17 protein-coding genes are annotated in these 16,102 nt (G+C 61.7%); 7 read left to right on the top strand and 10 right to left on the bottom strand.

What is annotated here, in order from left to right; translation table 11 throughout:
* Positions 1–70: 70 nt before the first annotated feature.
* The 6 genes from mutM (at position 71) to H3Z84_RS02725 (ending at position 5,219) form a co-directional block, all read left to right on the top strand.
* Positions 71–883, top strand: coding sequence for a bifunctional DNA-formamidopyrimidine glycosylase/DNA-(apurinic or apyrimidinic site) lyase (gene mutM, locus H3Z84_RS02750; RefSeq protein ID WP_199456166.1), 813 nt, complete (start codon positions 71–73; stop codon positions 881–883).
* Positions 884–979: 96 nt separating this feature from the next.
* Entirely contained in the window at positions 980–1,312 is a 333-nt protein-coding gene (locus H3Z84_RS02745) for a hypothetical protein (RefSeq protein ID WP_022990392.1), read from the top strand.
* A gap of 87 nt (positions 1,313–1,399) precedes the next feature.
* Positions 1,400–2,086 (top strand): GMP/IMP nucleotidase, encoded by a 687-nt coding sequence (yrfG, locus tag H3Z84_RS02740; RefSeq protein ID WP_199456165.1) that lies wholly within the window; start codon positions 1,400–1,402, stop codon positions 2,084–2,086.
* A 66-nt stretch (positions 2,087–2,152) separates the two neighbouring features.
* Positions 2,153–2,560 (top strand): ribosome-associated heat shock protein Hsp15, encoded by a 408-nt coding sequence (gene hslR / locus H3Z84_RS02735; protein WP_199456164.1) that lies wholly within the window; start codon positions 2,153–2,155, stop codon positions 2,558–2,560.
* A 94-nt stretch (positions 2,561–2,654) separates the two neighbouring features.
* A complete protein-coding gene (gene hslO, locus H3Z84_RS02730) occupies positions 2,655–3,509 on the top strand; it encodes an Hsp33 family molecular chaperone HslO (protein ID WP_022990389.1) in 855 nt (284 codons plus the stop codon).
* Positions 3,510–3,683: 174 nt separating this feature from the next.
* Positions 3,684–5,219, top strand: a complete 1,536-nt coding sequence (locus tag H3Z84_RS02725; protein WP_199456163.1) for a phosphoenolpyruvate carboxykinase — start codon at positions 3,684–3,686, stop codon at positions 5,217–5,219.
* A 96-nt stretch (positions 5,220–5,315) separates the two neighbouring features.
* Here H3Z84_RS02725 and H3Z84_RS02720 read toward each other — a convergent pair whose 3' ends face one another.
* Both H3Z84_RS02720 and H3Z84_RS02715 read right to left on the bottom strand, forming a co-directional pair.
* Positions 5,316–7,382: a TRAP transporter large permease subunit gene (locus H3Z84_RS02720; protein ID WP_199456162.1), complete on the bottom strand. Its 2,067-nt coding sequence runs from the start codon at positions 7,380–7,382 to the stop codon at positions 5,316–5,318.
* 25 nt (positions 7,383–7,407) lie between these two features.
* The gene (locus tag H3Z84_RS02715; RefSeq protein ID WP_058342453.1) at positions 7,408–8,460 is read right to left on the bottom strand and encodes a hypothetical protein; all 1,053 of its coding nucleotides are present in this window, start codon (positions 8,458–8,460) and stop codon (positions 7,408–7,410) included.
* A 153-nt stretch (positions 8,461–8,613) separates the two neighbouring features.
* On the opposite strand from H3Z84_RS02715, the gene H3Z84_RS02710 reads away from it, so the two are divergent.
* Positions 8,614–8,886: an HU family DNA-binding protein gene (locus H3Z84_RS02710; RefSeq protein ID WP_058342086.1), complete on the top strand. Its 273-nt coding sequence runs from the start codon at positions 8,614–8,616 to the stop codon at positions 8,884–8,886.
* A gap of 51 nt (positions 8,887–8,937) precedes the next feature.
* On the opposite strand, the gene H3Z84_RS02705 is transcribed toward H3Z84_RS02710, so the two are convergent.
* The 8 genes from H3Z84_RS02705 to gshB form a co-directional block, all read right to left on the bottom strand.
* Entirely contained in the window at positions 8,938–9,957 is a 1,020-nt protein-coding gene (locus H3Z84_RS02705) for a putative solute-binding protein (RefSeq protein ID WP_199456161.1), read from the bottom strand.
* A gap of 203 nt (positions 9,958–10,160) precedes the next feature.
* Positions 10,161–11,456 carry a dihydroorotase gene (locus tag H3Z84_RS02700; RefSeq protein ID WP_199456160.1) on the bottom strand — a complete coding sequence of 432 codons (1,296 nt, stop codon included), beginning with the start codon at positions 11,454–11,456 and terminating at the stop codon, positions 10,161–10,163.
* The gene (locus H3Z84_RS02695; RefSeq protein WP_199456159.1) at positions 11,453–12,472 is read right to left on the bottom strand and encodes an aspartate carbamoyltransferase catalytic subunit; all 1,020 of its coding nucleotides are present in this window, start codon (positions 12,470–12,472) and stop codon (positions 11,453–11,455) included. The genes H3Z84_RS02700 and H3Z84_RS02695 overlap by 4 nt, the downstream gene beginning before the upstream one ends.
* 27 nt (positions 12,473–12,499) lie before the next feature.
* Positions 12,500–13,009 (bottom strand): bifunctional pyr operon transcriptional regulator/uracil phosphoribosyltransferase PyrR, encoded by a 510-nt coding sequence (gene pyrR, locus H3Z84_RS02690; protein WP_199456158.1) that lies wholly within the window; start codon positions 13,007–13,009, stop codon positions 12,500–12,502.
* 10 nt (positions 13,010–13,019) lie between these two features.
* Positions 13,020–13,460: a Holliday junction resolvase RuvX gene (gene ruvX / locus H3Z84_RS02685; RefSeq protein WP_199456157.1), complete on the bottom strand. Its 441-nt coding sequence runs from the start codon at positions 13,458–13,460 to the stop codon at positions 13,020–13,022.
* The gene (locus H3Z84_RS02680) at positions 13,453–14,019 is read right to left on the bottom strand and encodes a YqgE/AlgH family protein (RefSeq protein WP_022990365.1); all 567 of its coding nucleotides are present in this window, start codon (positions 14,017–14,019) and stop codon (positions 13,453–13,455) included. The genes ruvX and H3Z84_RS02680 overlap by 8 nt, the downstream gene beginning before the upstream one ends.
* Positions 14,016–14,876 (bottom strand): energy transducer TonB, encoded by an 861-nt coding sequence (locus H3Z84_RS02675; RefSeq protein ID WP_199456156.1) that lies wholly within the window; start codon positions 14,874–14,876, stop codon positions 14,016–14,018. Before H3Z84_RS02675 ends, H3Z84_RS02680 begins: the two co-directional genes overlap by 4 nt.
* Positions 14,877–14,914: 38 nt before the next feature.
* A complete protein-coding gene (gene gshB, locus H3Z84_RS02670) occupies positions 14,915–15,868 on the bottom strand; it encodes a glutathione synthase (RefSeq protein WP_199456155.1) in 954 nt (317 codons plus the stop codon).
* Positions 15,869–16,102: the final 234 nt, after the last annotated feature.

Raw genomic sequence — 16,102 nt, 5'->3', positions numbered from 1 at the left:
CCGGGTTTGGCGCCATTTTTGTTACTGATTACACTTGGCGGCCGAGAAACCTGTTATCCGCGGAGGCCCCGTGCCTGAGTTACCGGAAGTTGAAACCACCCGCCAGGGCATTGCACCCCATTGTGAAGGCCAGACTGTGACCAGGGTATTAATCCGCAACCCCAGCCTGCGCTGGCCCGTACCGGATGACCTGCCCGAGAAACTGTTAAACCAGGTTATCCGGGCAGTGGACCGCCGGGCCAAGTATCTGTTCCTGCACCTGGATGCCGGCACCGTGATTGTCCACCTGGGCATGTCCGGCAGCCTGCGGGTGATTACCGACGACAGCCCCGCCGCCACCCACGACCACGTGGAGATTGCCCTGGGCAACGGCCGCACCCTGCGCTTCAACGACCCCCGCCGCTTCGGCTGCTGGCTCTGGGCCGATGACTGCTCCGAACACCCGCTGATCCGGGACCTGGGGCCGGAGCCGCTGTCAGATGCATTCAACGGGCCCTGGTTGTTCCGGCTGTCCCGCGGCAAGCAAACGCCCATCAAGTCTTTCATTATGGATAACCACATTGTGGTCGGCGTGGGCAATATCTACGCCAATGAAGCCCTGTTCAAAGCCGGCATCCACCCGAAACGGAAAGCCGGCCGTATCTCCCTGGACCGCTACCACAAACTGGCTGAAGCCATTCGTGAAACCCTGAGCGCAGCCATTCTGATGGGCGGCACCACCCTGCGCGACTTCGTGAACAGCGACGGCAAACCGGGCTACTTTGCCCAGTCCCTGCTGGTGTACGGTCGCGGCGGCAACCCCTGCCCCGAATGTGCCACCACCCTGAAAGAGATCCGCATGAACAACCGCAGTACCGTCTATTGCCCCCGCTGCCAGCGCTAGCCAACCGCCAGAGTTGCCAACCGGATATCGAAAAATCGTTTGAAATTGGGGCAATATGATTCATAGTTAACAGAGTATTAACAGGAGAGAATAACGATGACCCGCAAGATTTCCCGCACCCTGATGGCCACGGTTGCAGCCTGTCTGCTCGCCTTTTCTTCTCTGGGCCATGCCAGGGCGATTGACGAAAGCCCGTCGGCGCTGGCCATGACCACCGACGCCGTGCTTCTGCGCCCGGTTCTGCTGGCCACCACCATCGTGGGTAGCGCGGTGTATCTGGTGTCTCTGCCGTTCTCTGCCCTGGGCGGTAATGCCGGTGAAGCTGGCGAAGTACTGGTTGTCGGCCCGGCCAAGGCCACCTTTGTACGCTGCCTGGGCTGCTCCCGCAGTGGCCGCAAGGCGGAAACCGTGGAGCAGTCCGAAGACTGATCCCGGGCATTCGTCCGTAGAATCCCGGCTTGCCAGAGGCCGGAAACTGAGGCAGCCTGAAGCAAATTCTTCAGGCTGTTTTTGTTTATGGTGGATTGGTCAACCCTCGAAACCGTGTTCCTGGATATGGACGGAACACTGCTGGATCTGCACTTCGACTCGCACTTCTGGCTCGAACACCTGCCCCGCCGTTACGCCGAGCAGTACGACCTGCACCCGCAACAAGCGAAAGACCAGCTGCTGACCATGATCATGGCCGAACGCGGCTCCCTGAACTGGTATTGCACCGATTACTGGAGCGAGCGGCTGTCGGTGGATATCAACCGGCTGAAAGCGGAGGTCAGTGACCGCATCGGTTACCGACCCCACGTACCGGATTTTCTGGCCTCCCTGCGCAAGGCTGGCCTGCGCTCGGTCATCGTTACCAACTGCCACCCGGATCCCCTGGCACTGAAACTCAGCCGTACCGGACTGGACCGCCACGTGGATGCCATCGTATCCAGCCATGAACTGGGCAAACCCAAGGAAGACCGGGCGTTCTGGAGCGACCTGGCCAGGCGGATTCCCTACCGCCAGGAGCGCACCCTGATGGTGGACGACAGCTTCCCGGTACTGGAAAGCGCCCGGGATGCCGGTATCGGCCAGTGCCTCGCGATCCTGGCACCGGACAGCACCCAGGCCCCGGCGACCGGGCACCCGGAAATACCGGGCATCCGTCACTTCGACGAGGTCCTGCCAACGCTGCAAGCCCGCCCGCCACTGCCATCGCAATGACAGGCCGGTTATAATCCGCACAGTTATCCATAGGTCAGGACAACCTGGCCTGCCAGGTGGGGAGATATGGCAGCAACAAACACCGAAGACCCGAAAGTAAGGCTCGACAAGTGGCTCTGGGCCGCGCGCTTCTACAAAACCCGCGCGCTGGCAAAGGAAGCCATTGAGGGCGGCAAGGTGCACTACAACAGCCAGCGCACCAAGCCCGGCAAGATTGTGGAAACCGGCGCCAGGGTCTCCCTGCGCCTGGGCTGGCAGGAAAAAATTGTGGTGGTGGACGACATCAGTGACCGGCGCCGGGGCGCACCGGAAGCGCAGAAGCTGTACCACGAAACCGACGACAGCGTAAAAAAGCGCGAGGACCTGGCCTGGCAGCGCAAGACCATGCAGGCCGCCCAGCTGCCGCCGGCCCGGCGCCCGAGCAAGAAAGACCGCCGGGATATCCAGCGCTTCCGGGACCAGAACGGCCTTTAGAACCGGCTCGCCCAGCCTGGTTTCAGGCACTGCCCCGCAACTTACATCCTTACAGGCATCACCAGTGAATCAACAGACAGTTTCAGGAGACATCATGGCTTCCCAGGATCAGTTCCAGCGTTTTATCTTCGAGCACAGCCAGGTGCGGGGAGCCTGGGTACAACTGGGCGACAGCTTCCGTGAAATCATCAACCAGGCCCCCTACCCGGATTCCGTACGCCAGCTGCTGGGCGAATCCCTGGTAGCCAGCGTATTGATGAGCAGCACCCTGAAGTTCGAGGGCACCCTGTCACTGCAGGCAGCCGGTGAAGGCGCCCTGCGCACCCTGATGGCCGAATGCAGCCACGACCGCAAGATCCGCGGCCTGGCCCGCTTTGACGAACAGGCCATGAGCGGCGAGACCCTGCACGAGCTGCTGGGCCAGAGCCGGATGGCGATTACCATTACCCCGGAAAAGGGCCAGCGCTACCAGGGCGTGGTGCCACGGGAAGCAGACAACCTGGCCGGCTGCCTGGAAGAATACTTCGAGCGCTCCGAGCAGATTGCCACCAGCCTGTTCCTGTTTGCCGATGGCGATACCGCTGCCGGCCTGCTACTGCAGCGCCTTCCCGGCCACACCGAGGAAGACGATGACCTGTGGAACCGGGTAAACCACCTGGCGCGCACCGTAGAAGCGGAAGAGCTGCTGAAACTGGACAGTGAAACCCTGCTGCACCGCCTGTTCCACGAAGAAACCGTGCGCCTGTACGAGCCGGAGCCGGTGGAGTTCCGCTGCAGCTGTTCCCGCGAACGCACCCTGGCGGCGCTCGAATCGATCGGCAAGGAAGAGTGCTACAGCATTCTCGACGAACAGGGCAGCATCGACATGGACTGCCAGTTCTGCCACGCAAACTATCGCTTCAATAGAAATGACATTGATCACCTTTTCACCGGTCATACGCTACACTGACAACTCTTTAACATTGCACGGAAGCCGCCAGTGGCGCGGCTTTCAGGGCAGTCGTTTTTTATCGGCGTCTCTGGCATAATAGCGCGCCTGAATTGACCCGATTGTTCAGAATTCCGCCAGTGTTCGGGGGCAAGGACTGGGCAATCACGAAGACATCCCGAGGGCGAGGTCGAAGTGAGCAACACTTATAGTGATCTGAGTACAGCAAGACTGGTTGAAGTAGCACTGGCACGGCAGGAAGGCCAGCTTGCGGCAAACGGTTCCCTGGTGGTTACCACCGGCGAGCGCACCGGCCGGTCTCCCATGGACCGTTTTATCGTTGAGGAACCCAGCACCTCCGACGACATCCACTGGGGCCCGATCAACCGCCCGTTCGACGCCGACAAGTTCGACGCCCTGTGGGACCGTGTTGAAGCCTACATCGCTGAAAAAGACCAGTTTGTCTCTCACGTACACGTTGGCTCTGACCCCGAGCACTACCTGCCGGTGAAAATGACCACCGAAACCGCCTGGCAGAACCTGTTCGGCCGCAACCTGTTCATCCGCCCGGACGCCTACAACCCGGCCGACAAGCAGGAATGGCAGATCCTCAACGCCGCCAACTTCGAGTGCGTACCCGAGCGTGACGGCACCAACTCCAACGGCTGCGTTATCCTCAACTTTGCCAAGCGCAAGGTGCTGCTGGCCGGTATGCACTACGCCGGTGAGATGAAGAAAGCCATGTTCTCTGTGCAGAATTTCCTGCTGCCGGAGAAAGACGTACTGCCGATGCACTGCTCCGCCAACGTGAGCGAAACCGGCGAAACCTGCCTGTTCTTCGGCCTGTCCGGCACCGGCAAGACCACCCTGTCTGCCGATCCGCACCGCTACCTGATTGGTGATGACGAGCACGGCTGGGGCCCCGGCACTGTCTTCAACATCGAAGGCGGTTGCTACGCCAAGTGCATCGACCTGAGCCAGAAGAACGAGCCGATCATCTGGGACGCCATCCGTTTCGGCGCCATCGTCGAGAACGTGATGATCGACCCGGAAACCCGCGAGCCGGATTACACCGACGTTTCCCTGACCGAAAACTCCCGCTGTGCCTACCCGCTGGAGCACGTCGAGAAGCGCGTGATCGAGAACCGTGCCGGTGAACCGTCGCACATCATCTTCCTGACCTGCGACATGACCGGCGTTCTGCCTCCGGTATCGGTACTGAGCCGCGAAGCCGCTGCGTACCACTTCCTGAGTGGTTACACCGCGCTGGTGGGCTCCACCGAAATGGGCTCTTCCTCCAAGCTCAAGTCCACCTTCTCTACCTGCTTCGGCGCACCGTTCTTCCCGCGCCCGGCCGGCGTTTACGCCGAGCTGCTGATGAAGCGTATTGACGAGTTCGGCAGCAAGGTATTCCTGGTCAACACCGGCTGGACCGGTGGTCCTTACGGTGAAGGCAAGCGCTTCAGCATCCCGACCACCCGTGCCATCATCGCTGCCATCCAGAACGGCGACCTGGACGACGTGGAAACCGAGCACCTGGACGCGCTGAACCTGGACGTGCCCAAACACATCCCGGGTGTCGAGACCGAACTGCTGAACCCGCGCAACACCTGGACCAGCCCGGAGTACTACGACGGCAAGGCCCAGGAGCTGATTGGCCAGTTCGTAGAGAACTTCAAGAAGTTCGACGTGGCAGACACCATCGTCGAAGCCGGCCCGAAACTCGCCTGAGTGTCACCGGCCTGAAAAAAAAGCGCCCTGCGAAAGCACGGCGCTTTTTTTGTATCGGTGGTTTTTGAGCCAGGCCGCCGGAAGCGGCCACTATGCTCAGTTCGCGTAGAACAGCAGCGGCACAAACGCCACCAGTACCAGCGAGATCCCCATGGCAATCAGCGGCATGATGATGCGTTCATGGCGCTGATAGAAAGTACCGCCTTCCTGCTGCGCCGCCAGCACTTCCGCTTCGCCCACCACCTGCCGGGTGAGCAGGTGGTTCAGGGCCACCGGCGGGCTCAGGTAGCCCAGCTCGAACGCCACCAGGGTCACCATCCAGAAGTGCACCGGATGAATACCACTGGAATAGGCAATGGTTGCCACCGTAGCCGTCACCAGGATCACGGCACCGAAGGCATCCATGATCATGCCCAGAATCACCAGGATCACCACCATCAGCAACATCGCAGACCAGGCACTGTCGAACGCCTGCGGGAAGGCTTCCATGATATGGGAGCGTTCGATCACCCCGCCAATACTCACGGACAGCCCCAGCAGCAGCAACAAGGCACCGATTTCGGCGGTGGTGTCGTTGGTCGCTCCCCGAATGCTGGTTTCCAGGCCCTGATACTCCGTGTCGCCAGCCGTGTCGTCCTGCCGGCGTTTGCGACTGAAGTGCTCGTATACCAGGATGGCCAGCATGATCACCGGCAGCAGGCGTGGTGCGGAGAATTCATCCATCTTCACATCCAGCGCCAGGCGATAGAACAGCACCACGGCAATGATCACCAGCACATAGGGCACCAGCGGCCGCAAGGCCAGCACCGAGGCCGGCATGGCATCGGTCACCGGGGCCAGGTTGAACTGGCTCTGGCGGTTCACCGTAACCGCCACCAGGCTGAACATGGTCGCCGTCAGCACAAACACCCAGATGCCCCAGCCGAAGAGTTCGTCGGTGGTCACTTCCCGGTTCAGGTAGGCAATCACCACCACCAGCAGGCAGGGGCGCAGCACCACACCCAGGGAGCCGGACATCGCCGTGGCCGCCAGCGCCAGGTGGCGCCGGGCACCAGCCGCCCGCAGTTCGCTGTAGATCACCGCACCGGCGGCGATCACGAAAATACCCGAGGCGCCGGTATAGGCCGTGGGCACTGCTGCCACCAGCACGGCAACGACGGCCAGCAGCTCCGGCGGCATGCGCCAGGGCCGGAACACGTTGAACACCAGTGTCGCCAGCCGGGTCTGCTTGAGCATCATGCCCACCCAAACGTACAACCCCACGTTCAGGAACATGTCGGCCAGCTCCATCATCTTGCCCAGGTAAATACCGATGCCCGAGGAGTGGCCAATCATCGCGAAATAAGTGCCGGAAATCAGGCACATCACTGTGTAGAGCGGTACCGACAGGAAGGCCTGGCCCAGGCTGCCGCCGGCGGACAGGCCATCCGGCACCCGGAACAGACGGTACAGGCTGGCCAGGGTGAGACAGCCAAAGCCGATGATCCAGAAGTTGTGCAGCAACAACTCCTCGCCCGACACTGCGGTACTGCTGGCCAGGGTGGATTGCCGGAAAATCAGGCTGGAACCCAGCAACATGGCATTGGCGATGGTTTGCAGGGTCAGGGAGACGGTGTAGTCAAGGCGGGTTTCCATGGCCCGCATGGCAATATGGTGGCGGGTCAGGGTTGCGGTGACGGCACAGAGCATCACCAGGATCACCAGTATGTAGCGCTGGGCACTGAGCCCGAAGGCAATCAGGTCGGCCACGAACAGCTCAACGGCGCGGTAGGCCTTTACCCCGGCAGTCAGCTGGCCCTGCAAGGACTCATAGCTGGCGTGGGCCGAGCGGCAATCCGCTACCGAACGCTCAATCGCCAGGCGCACATCGGCCGGGTCTTTTTCTACGGTGCCCAGCAGGGCGGCCATGGGATCATCCGCCGGGGCTTCCCTGGCCATTTCCTCGGCCACCGCGGCCTCGATATCCCGGTTGGCATCACACTCCGGCTTGGCCGGATCCAGCCGGAGCTTGTAGTAGCCGCTCCAGAGCTGCTCCCCGCCCCGGAGCATCTGGTTGTGAATATCACTGCTGGTGGAGAACAGCACCACTGCCAGCAGCAACAGGCAAGCCGGCAAGGAGGAAAACCATTCCAGCCCGGTACGACGAAAACCACTCGGGGCCATAACTACCTACTCCGGGAATTGGGGGTTACAACAGATCATCCAGATCCATGGTTTCGGTCGGCGCCTGCTGGTCATCCCAGAAGCTGCCGAACTGCCCCATCGGGGTGCGGTGGCCGGTATTTTCTACCCAGAGCCGGTCAGACATAGCCACCAGCATGTTGGTGGCCATGGCATCGACAAAGCGCCACTCCTCGTTGGCGTCGTCGTTTTTCAGGGACTCGGCGTGGTCACGGATAACCGCCTTCACCAGGGCTTCGTCACCCTTGTTGCCCGCGGCAATGGCCTGGAACACATGGCCAAGGCGCACGCCGGCCTGCTTGCCCTGTTCGCTGGCAATGGCCAGGCGCTCCAGCGGAACTTCACCCTCTGGCCTGGTCCCGGGAATCATGGCCCAGACAGTTGCCCTGAGGCCCATGGGGGCACCCCACCACTTCTTGTTATCCAGGCACTGGGTAGCCCGCCCCACCACAGAGCCGGTGTTGAAGGGCACGCCGATGGAAGAGGTAGCCTGGATCTGGGCATTCAGGGCCTGCAGTCCGGACAGCAAGCCGGCCATGTAGATGAATTCATCCATGTCATCGTCAAAATCCGGGCACTCGGTTTCTTCCGGGTTTCCATAGTAGGCGTTGTGGTGCTGCCAGGCACGGTGATAGCGCTTGGCCGCGAGGGTATGGGCGCGCTTCTGGCGGATAAAGGCATCTTCAGCGGCCGTTCCATCCATGCCGTGCATGGCCGCAAGGCCTGCCAGCTCATGCTCCATGGCCTGCTCTTCGGCACAGCTGCCGGACGACAGATACAGCATCACCGCCAGCTGGTCCGGCTCGCTGGTCACCCGGCCGAACGACATCAGCAACGGCGCCGTGGCCTCACTCATGGCACAGCCCATGGCCAGGTCTTCAGATTCCATCAGGTAGGGCACGGTGTGGTTCCGGGAAAACCCCTGCATTACATCGCCGGTAGTCTTGTAGATCATGTGGTTCACCACGCCACAGCCACTCAGGGCGACGCTGGCCGCAACCGCTGCAGCAAAGCCGCGCAGGCGTTTGCCACAGGCCAGGGAGGTCCGGAAGTCTTTCATAACATTCGTGTCCTTTTTTATTTTTTCGAACATATCGTTACACGCCGGGGTTTGCACATTGGCCCCGAAGCCACTATAGATTGCTTCAACCGCCGGCACGGTCGGCGGTCTGGAGCAAAAAACAACAAACAGAACCAAGAACAGGAGTTTTCGATGCGTAAACCTGAACTAGCTGCCGCGATTGCCGACCAGACCGGCCTTACCCGCGAAAAAGCCAGCGACGTTATCAGCGCCTTTACCAGCCAGATTTCCGCCGCCACAGCCAAGGGTGATGACGTTACCCTGATCGGCTTCGGCACTTTCAATGTCCGCAAGCGGGAAGCCCGCACCGGCCGCAACCCGCAGACCGGGGCCAGCATTGAAATCCCGGCCAGCAAGACCGTTGGCTTCAAGGCCGGCAAGGCCCTGAAAGACGCCATCCGCTGACCGCCAGGGCCCGCAGCTATGCGGGCCTGTTACCTTCCCTGCCCTGGCTGATCAGGACGCACATTCCGAACGGGCACCGTCTACCCGGCACCGGATCGCCTTCATCAACTTGATCGCACGCTCGTCATACACTCCGTCTTCCAGCAGCGACAAGCGGACCTGGCGCAGCATCTTGTCGTACTCGGCTACGTCTTTTGCCGGCGGATGCATCCACACGTTATCCGGAATGCCGGACTCGTCTTCGGCGATGATCGCGTAGGCTTCATCCAGCCGCTTGATGGCCTGGTCCCGCACCATCTGGCCCGCTTCATCCGGGAACCGGTCCCGGTGGATGATCACCTGGAAGTTCATATACGCCAGCGCATACTTGAACACGCCGCCCTTTTCACCCACGCCCTTGTACAGTTCCAGGGGCTGGTAAGCCACGGCCGGGGCATAGGCCAGGTCGACGCTGCCGTTATTGAATTTGCCGGCAAAGTTGGCGGAGTTCGAGCCCACCACGGAAGCACCTACGTGGCGCACCATGCGCACAGACGCGGAGTCATAGTCCAGGGTGGCGATTCGCTTGCCCTGCAGCTTCTCTACTGAATCGACGTTGCGGTCACGGGTGTGCAGGTAAATGGCACCACCGGGGAACACGCCAGCCACTTCGTAGGGACCATCCACCAGGAAGGGGCGCGCCTTGGGCTGGCTCAGGGTGTTGTACAGCAGGCGCATTTCCTCTTCGCCCGGCACGGCACCCATAGCTTCAAGGCTGCCGGTGAACTTGTTGAACTCCCGGGCGCGGGTGCCGGTGAGCAGCACGGCATCGCACTGGCCGGCCTTGAAATCCTCGGCCGCTACCTTTTCATCGGTGTAGGCGCGCAGGTCAAGCTTGATGCCCTGTTGCAGGGCAACCGGCTGAAACTCCTTGGTAATGGCAAACAGGGGGCCATTGGCACCCACCGGGTCAAACACACAGAAACTGCGTTCGATAATCTCGGACTGGGCATGGGCAAGGGCGGGAACAACAAGGCTGGCGCTCAGGGCAGCAGCCGCCACCACCCGGCGGGAAAGACTGGATAACTTCACGGGTTCACTCCTGATTATTATTCTCTGGCGCGCGCTGCAGTCAGGCAGCCGCAGCTCGTGTCCTGGGACAACCATAAGGGGTCACCCCATAGGATACGTTGGCTCGGGTGCCTGTTATCAAGGGTTTTTCAGCAACAGGAAGGATTCTGTGACAGTGTCGACAGAGGCCGGAGAACCTCTGCCGCACTTTCAGGACAGGAGGGTCAGGCCGGGTCGGCCCAGGCTGTTCTACCGGCCACCAGCGTGAGCCGGACCCGGCCAGGCAATTCGCGGTCCAGTACCGGCGCGTGCCGGCCGGCGGAGACCAGGGTCTGCACTGACGGCTGCCAGGACTGCTCCGGCGCGAACACGCACAGGTCTGCCGCCTCACCTTCCGCCAGCCGCGCGTTTCGACCCAGCACCGAGGCCGGGCCGGCGGTCAGTGCGTTCAGCAGCCGGGCGCGCTCCAGCTCGCCCCGGGCGACCAGTTCCAGGCCCAGCGACAGCACGCTTTCAATGCTGGACAGTCCCGGCTCGGTAGCCGGCAGCGGTGCCTGCTTGGCAGCGCTGTCGTGGGGCTGGTGCTGGCTGACAATGGCATCGATCACGCCATCCCGTACACCGGCTACCAGCGCCTGCCGGTCGGCTTCGGAGCGCAATGGCGGGCGCACGTGGAAACGGCTGTCAAAACCGGCCAGGGCCTCTTCAGTGAAACACAGCTGGTGCATGGCCACGTCGGCCGTGACCTGAATCCCGCGCTTGCGGGCGTCCGCCAGCATTTGCACACTCCGGCCCGAGGACAGCTGGCTCAGGTGCAGTTTCACACCGGTTTCTTCCGCCAGCAGCAGCATTTCCATCACCGCCGCGGTTTCCGCCACTTCCGGAATACCCAACAGACCCAGGCGGGTAGCCACCTGACCATCGTGGGAATAACCGTCAGCCGCCAGGGCCTGGTTTTCCGGGCTGAACATCACGGTCAGGCCGAAGGTCTGGGCATAGGCCATACAACGGCGCAGGATCCGGGCATTACGCACACCCCGGGAACCATTGCCCACCGCCACACAACCGGCATTTTTCAGGCCCGCCATGTCACTCAGCATTTCACCGTCGAGGCCCCGGGTGATGGCGCCCACCGGCAGTACCCGGACCGAGCCGCGCGAGTCTGCGCCTTCGCGGATCAGGTGGGTTACCGCACTGGAGTCGTTAACCGGCGAGGTTTCCGGCGAGGCACACACGGTGGTGAAGCCACCATGGGCCGCGGCCCGGGTTTCCGAGGCGATGTTGCCCTTCTGGCCGTTGCCCGGCTCCCTCAGGTTGCAGCACAGATCAATAAAGCCCGGCGCGATTACGCAGCCACTGGCATCAAACTCCCGGTCCGCGCTGGCGCTTACCGCAGCGCTGCCGAGGGCCTCGATCCTGCCATTGCGAACCAGCAGGCCGGGGTTGTCGGTTTCGGTGCCGGAACCGTCGAACAGGGTGCCACCGGTAATTTTCAGACTGTCATTGTGCTGGTGGCTCATGCCCGGGCTCCCTCGTGATCACTGTGTTTCTGCTGTCGTTCGGCCACCTGGCCGCCCATGGCCATGGACATCACCGCCATGCGGATGGCGATACCGTTGGTCACCTGGTTGAGGATGACCGATTGCGGGCCGTCGGCCACCGCTGATTCAATCTCGACGCCCCGGTTGATGGGCCCCGGGTGCATCACAATGCAGTCCGGCTTTGCCAGTGCAAGCTTGTCCTGGTTCAGTCCGTACAGCCGGTAGAACTCCCGCTCGCTGGGCAGCAGCGCCCCTTCCATACGTTCTTTTTGCAGCCGCAGCATGATCACCACGTCCAGGTCCTGCATGCCCCGGGCCATGTCGTATTCCACGGTGCAGCCCAGGTCTTCCACGTCTCTGGGCAGCAGGGTGCCCGGTGCAATCACCCGCACTTCCCCGGCGCCCAGTACGTTCAGGGCACGGATCTGGGAACGGGCCACCCGGGAGTGCAGCACATCGCCAACGATGGCCACTTTCAGGCCTTCGAAGCTGCCCTTGTGCTGGCGAATGGTCAGCATGTCGAGCATGGCCTGGGTCGGATGGGCATGGCGGCCGTCGCCGGCGTTGATGATGGCCACGCCCGGGGTCACGCTTTCGGCAATAAAGTGCGGCGCGCCGCTCTGGGAATGGCGCACCACAAACATGTCGCTGGCCATGGCTTCCAGGTTGAGCAGGGTGTCAGACAAGGACTCGCCCTTGGAGGTGGCGGAGGTATTGATATCCAGGTTCAGCACGTCGGCGGACAACCGCTTGGCCGCCAGCTCGAAGGTGCTGCGGGTGCGGGTACTGGATTCGAAGAACAGGTTAACCACCGTGCGGCCCCGCAGCAGGGGCACTTTCTTGATCCGCCGCTCGCCTACTTCGATGAACGAGTCGGCGGTGTCGAGGATGCCCGTAAGCAGTTCGCGGCCCAGGCCATCCAGGGTGAGGAAATGCCGCAACTGACCGTCCCGGGTCAGCTGCAAGTGGTTCGGGGAGGGGTCGTTCGCGGTCATGGCTCGCCTGTTGTCTGGTGGGGAGTATTACTGCCCGGTTTCCTGGAATTCAATGCGCAGCGGATCAGGGCCGCGCAGTTTTACTCGCTGATGGGCGTCCAGCGCAAGTGCCTTGCCGGTGACATCCGGCTGTACCGGCAATTCCCGGGCGCCCAGGTCAATCAGTGTGGCCAGTATGATACTTGCCGGACGGCCGTAATCGAAGATCTCGTTCATGGCTGCCCGTATGGTTCGACCACTCATGATCACGTCATCAATCAGGATGATGTCGCGGCCTTCGGTATCGAAAGGCAGGCTGGAAGGCGCTACCTTGGGGTTCAGGCCAATGCGGCTGAAATCGTCCCGGTAGAAGGAAATATCCAGCTCGCCATAGGGCTCGGCCAGGCCCAGGCGCTTGCTCATCACATCCGCCAGCCACACGCCGCCGGTACGGATGCCGATCAGCGCCGGGTTGTCGACGCCACGATCTGCCAGAATCCGGCGCAGGCCGGTTTCCAGTTCATCCAGCAGCTGGTTGATATCAAGCAATGCGGTCATTGATGCCTCGTCAGTCAGGTTTGCCGGTCTGCTCCCGGCACCAGGTTTCCAGAATCAGTACGGCGGCCCGGTCGTCCACCCCGTGGCGGCCGAAATCCCGGCTGCCGCCGGCGGCCATCACATCGCCCTTGGCTTCGAAGCTGGTCAGCCGCTCATCGACCATCTCTACCGGCACATGGTAGCGGCCGTGCAGGCGCTTGCCGAACTTGCGGGCCCGGGCACACATGTCGTTCTCGGTGTCGTCCATATTCAAAGGCAGGCCCACCACCACGACATCCGGCTGCCAGTCTGCCAGCAGTTTCTCGACCTGCTGCCAGTCCGGAATGCCGTCACGGGCCGGGATCATAGCCAGCGGCTGGCCGGTGCCAAGCAGCTCCTGGCCGCTTGCCACACCAATGCGGCGGGTGCCGAAGTCAAACGCCAGGATTCTGCGGTTACCGGTCTCAGGCATGGCCCACCGAATCGCTGAGCTGGTTCAGGTCTATGCCGATCAGTTTCAACACCGCCTCGTAACGTTTTTCCACCGGGGTGCGGAACAGGATGTCGGTGCTGGCCGGGCAGGTCAGCCAGGCATTGCTGCCCAGCTCTTCCTCCAGCTGGCCTTCACCCCAGCCGGAATAACCCAGCGCCACCAGAAACTCTTCCGGCCCTTCGTTGCGGCCGATGCCTTCCAGGATGTCCCGGGAGGTGGTCAGCAGTACGTCGTCCGTCACCGTGGCGGTGTTCTGCCAGTGCTGCCCGGGAGAGTGCAGTACAAAGCCTCGCTCCGGCTGCACCGGGCCACCGGTAAATACCGGCAGGTCCAGCTCGCCACCGTGCATATCGAGCTGTTCAAGGATTTCACCCAGGTGAATGCCCAAGGGCTGGTTGATCATCAACCCGAGCGCACCCTCGGAGGAATGCTCGCACAGGTAGATCACGCCCCCGTGAAAATTGGGATCGGCCAGCCACGGCGATGCCACCAGGAAATGGTGCCGCAGACTTGCCTTGGTTTCCGTGCCGGTTGTCATCCGGATGTCAGCCCCCGCCTCTGGAACGACCAGGTTCGTATGATTTCCAGTTCGTCGACCTGCTCGCGCATGTCTTCCGGGAAGGGCGCAAACGGCGCTGCCATGCGCACAATCCGGATGGCGGCATCATCGAGTACCGTGCTGCCGGACGACTGGAGAATCGCCACTTGCTTAATTGTGCCATCTTTGCGCAGAGAAACCAGCATCCGCAGGTCACCATACAGCCCGGAACGGCGCGCTTCGTTGGGATAATTCATGTTGCCGACCCGGGTCACCTTGCTGACCCAGTTCTGCACGTACCAGGCATTATCCGACTTGAGCGTGGACGCCGCGGTTACCCGCATGACCCTGGGGCGCCGGGCATAGGCCTGCTGCTGAGCGTCAAAGCGGGCTTCCAGGCTGGCAATTTCCAGGCTGCGCTCCATCAGGCTTTTGCGCTCGGCCCGGGGCAGCGGCTCCGGTTCTTCCCGGGTTTCCGGCTGCCGGACCTGCTGACGGGCCTTGCTTTCGGTCTGCACCACGGCCCGCTCTTCCTGCGGATTGGGTTCTGCCGTGGTTGCCGGCTCCGGCTGGATTTCGGCCACCTCCGGCTGGCTGACCTCCGCCGGCTGCGGCGAGGTCATTTCCATAGCCTCTTCTTCGGTACCACTGCCCTTCTGGCTGGTCTGGGCCAGGAAATCGGCCTTCTCCGGCGCTTCCTCGTCGTCAAACTGCGACAGGGTGATTTCCATGGTCTGGGCAGAGCTGCGGGGCGGTTCCGGGGCGAAGGTAATGCCCAGCACGACGATGGCGTGAACCGCCAGCGCCATGAACAGGGTGAAGGAAAACCGGTCGAAATCGCTTACCTGAACTGCCATTACCTATCCTGATTCTGTGCCCGCATTACCGGTGCTGTTCAGCCCTGTGACAACCGGCGCTCCACGGCGTCCAGCAACATACCGGCAATATCGATGCCGAAGGCAGCATCCAGTTCCCGGATGCAGGTGGGGCTGGTTACGTTGATTTCGGTGAGGTAGTCGCCAATCACATCCAGGCCCACAAACATCAGGCCCTTGGCCTTGATGACCGGTGCCACCCGGGCACAGATTTCACGATCCCTGGCGGTCAGCTCACGGCCCTCACCCCGGCCACCGGCGGCCAGGTTGCCGCGATTCTCGCCTTGCGAAGGAATGCGCGCAAGGGCGTAGGGCACCGGCTCGCCGTCAATCAGCAGGATGCGCTTGTCACCGTCGGTGATTTCCGGAATGAATTTCTGGGCCATGGCCTGGTGCGCGCCATAGTTGGTCAGGGTTTCGATGATCACACCCAGGTTGGCGTCGTTCTCTTTGACGCGGAAAATCGAGCGACCACCCATGCCGTCTACCGGCTTCATGATGATGTCGCCGTGCTCGGCATAGAAATCCCGGAAACGCTGGGAAGAACGGGTCACGATCAGCGGCGGTGTCAGGTCTTCGAACTGGGTGGCAAACAGCTTCTCGTTGCAATCCCGCAAAGTGGCGGCCGGGTTGACCACCAGGGCACCCTGCTGTTCCGCCGCTTCCAGTATATAGGTGGCCATCAGGAACTCCCGATCGACCGGGGGATCCTTGCGCATCAGGATCACATCCAGGTCGCCCAGTGCCGTGTCTTCAGCGGCACCATAGCTGAACCAGTTTTCCGGATCGTTATGCACCGTCAGCTTGCGGGTATGGGCACGGGCCTGGCCACCGGCCAGGTACATATCCGGCAATTCCATGTACTCGATTTCCCAGCCCCGTTTCTGGGCCGCCAGCAACATGGCCAGTGAGCTGTCTTTCTTGAAATGGATATCCTCGATCGGATCCATCACGATCCCGAGCCGGATTGTCATAGAGTCTCCTGGAAAGTCGGTTGGGGAGCGGGAAGTTGCTCCGTCAAAAACACGAACCGGTATACAGAGCAAACCGGTGCAAGGTGCTATGCTGAAACCCTAGATGGTATTGTACCCGAGCCATAAATGCATCCGGATAAATCGCCACATCAATCCGTGACGCAGCGGGCAGAAGTACATTTGGTCACAAACTAATGCTTTTTATCCGGCCATCGATATTCTATAAATGTGCGG

Origin of the sequence: Marinobacter sp. bablab_jr003 (assembly GCF_016464245.1) — a bacterium.
In the GTDB taxonomy this organism is placed as follows: domain Bacteria; phylum Pseudomonadota; class Gammaproteobacteria; order Pseudomonadales; family Oleiphilaceae; genus Marinobacter; species Marinobacter vinifirmus.
Note: the sequence above shows the minus strand (reverse complement) of the source record. Positions and strands in the feature narration are given on the sequence as shown.

What these genes read in the sequence shown, in the direction of transcription:
- H3Z84_RS02680 (WP_022990365.1), bottom strand. Translation starts at nt 14,019, where the DNA reads ATGACAACCGGCACGGAAACCAAGGCAAGTCTGCGGCACCATTTCCTG.
- H3Z84_RS02695 (WP_199456159.1), bottom strand. Translation starts at nt 12,472, where the DNA reads ATGACCGCGAACGACCCCTCCCCGAACCACTTGCAGCTGACCCGGGAC.
- gshB (WP_199456155.1), bottom strand. Translation starts at nt 15,868, where the DNA reads ATGACAATCCGGCTCGGGATCGTGATGGATCCGATCGAGGATATCCAT.
- hslO (WP_022990389.1), top strand. Translation starts at nt 2,655, where the DNA reads ATGGCTTCCCAGGATCAGTTCCAGCGTTTTATCTTCGAGCACAGCCAG.
- H3Z84_RS02710 (WP_058342086.1), top strand. Translation starts at nt 8,614, where the DNA reads ATGCGTAAACCTGAACTAGCTGCCGCGATTGCCGACCAGACCGGCCTT.
- H3Z84_RS02700 (WP_199456160.1), bottom strand. Translation starts at nt 11,456, where the DNA reads ATGAGCCACCAGCACAATGACAGTCTGAAAATTACCGGTGGCACCCTG.
- H3Z84_RS02715 (WP_058342453.1), bottom strand. Translation starts at nt 8,460, where the DNA reads ATGAAAGACTTCCGGACCTCCCTGGCCTGTGGCAAACGCCTGCGCGGC.
- H3Z84_RS02745 (WP_022990392.1), top strand. Translation starts at nt 980, where the DNA reads ATGACCCGCAAGATTTCCCGCACCCTGATGGCCACGGTTGCAGCCTGT.
- H3Z84_RS02720 (WP_199456162.1), bottom strand. Translation starts at nt 7,382, where the DNA reads ATGGCCCCGAGTGGTTTTCGTCGTACCGGGCTGGAATGGTTTTCCTCC.
- pyrR (WP_199456158.1), bottom strand. Translation starts at nt 13,009, where the DNA reads ATGACCGCATTGCTTGATATCAACCAGCTGCTGGATGAACTGGAAACC.
- hslR (WP_199456164.1), top strand. Translation starts at nt 2,153, where the DNA reads ATGGCAGCAACAAACACCGAAGACCCGAAAGTAAGGCTCGACAAGTGG.
- yrfG (WP_199456165.1), top strand. Translation starts at nt 1,400, where the DNA reads ATGGTGGATTGGTCAACCCTCGAAACCGTGTTCCTGGATATGGACGGA.
- ruvX (WP_199456157.1), bottom strand. Translation starts at nt 13,460, where the DNA reads ATGCCTGAGACCGGTAACCGCAGAATCCTGGCGTTTGACTTCGGCACC.
- H3Z84_RS02675 (WP_199456156.1), bottom strand. Translation starts at nt 14,876, where the DNA reads ATGGCAGTTCAGGTAAGCGATTTCGACCGGTTTTCCTTCACCCTGTTC.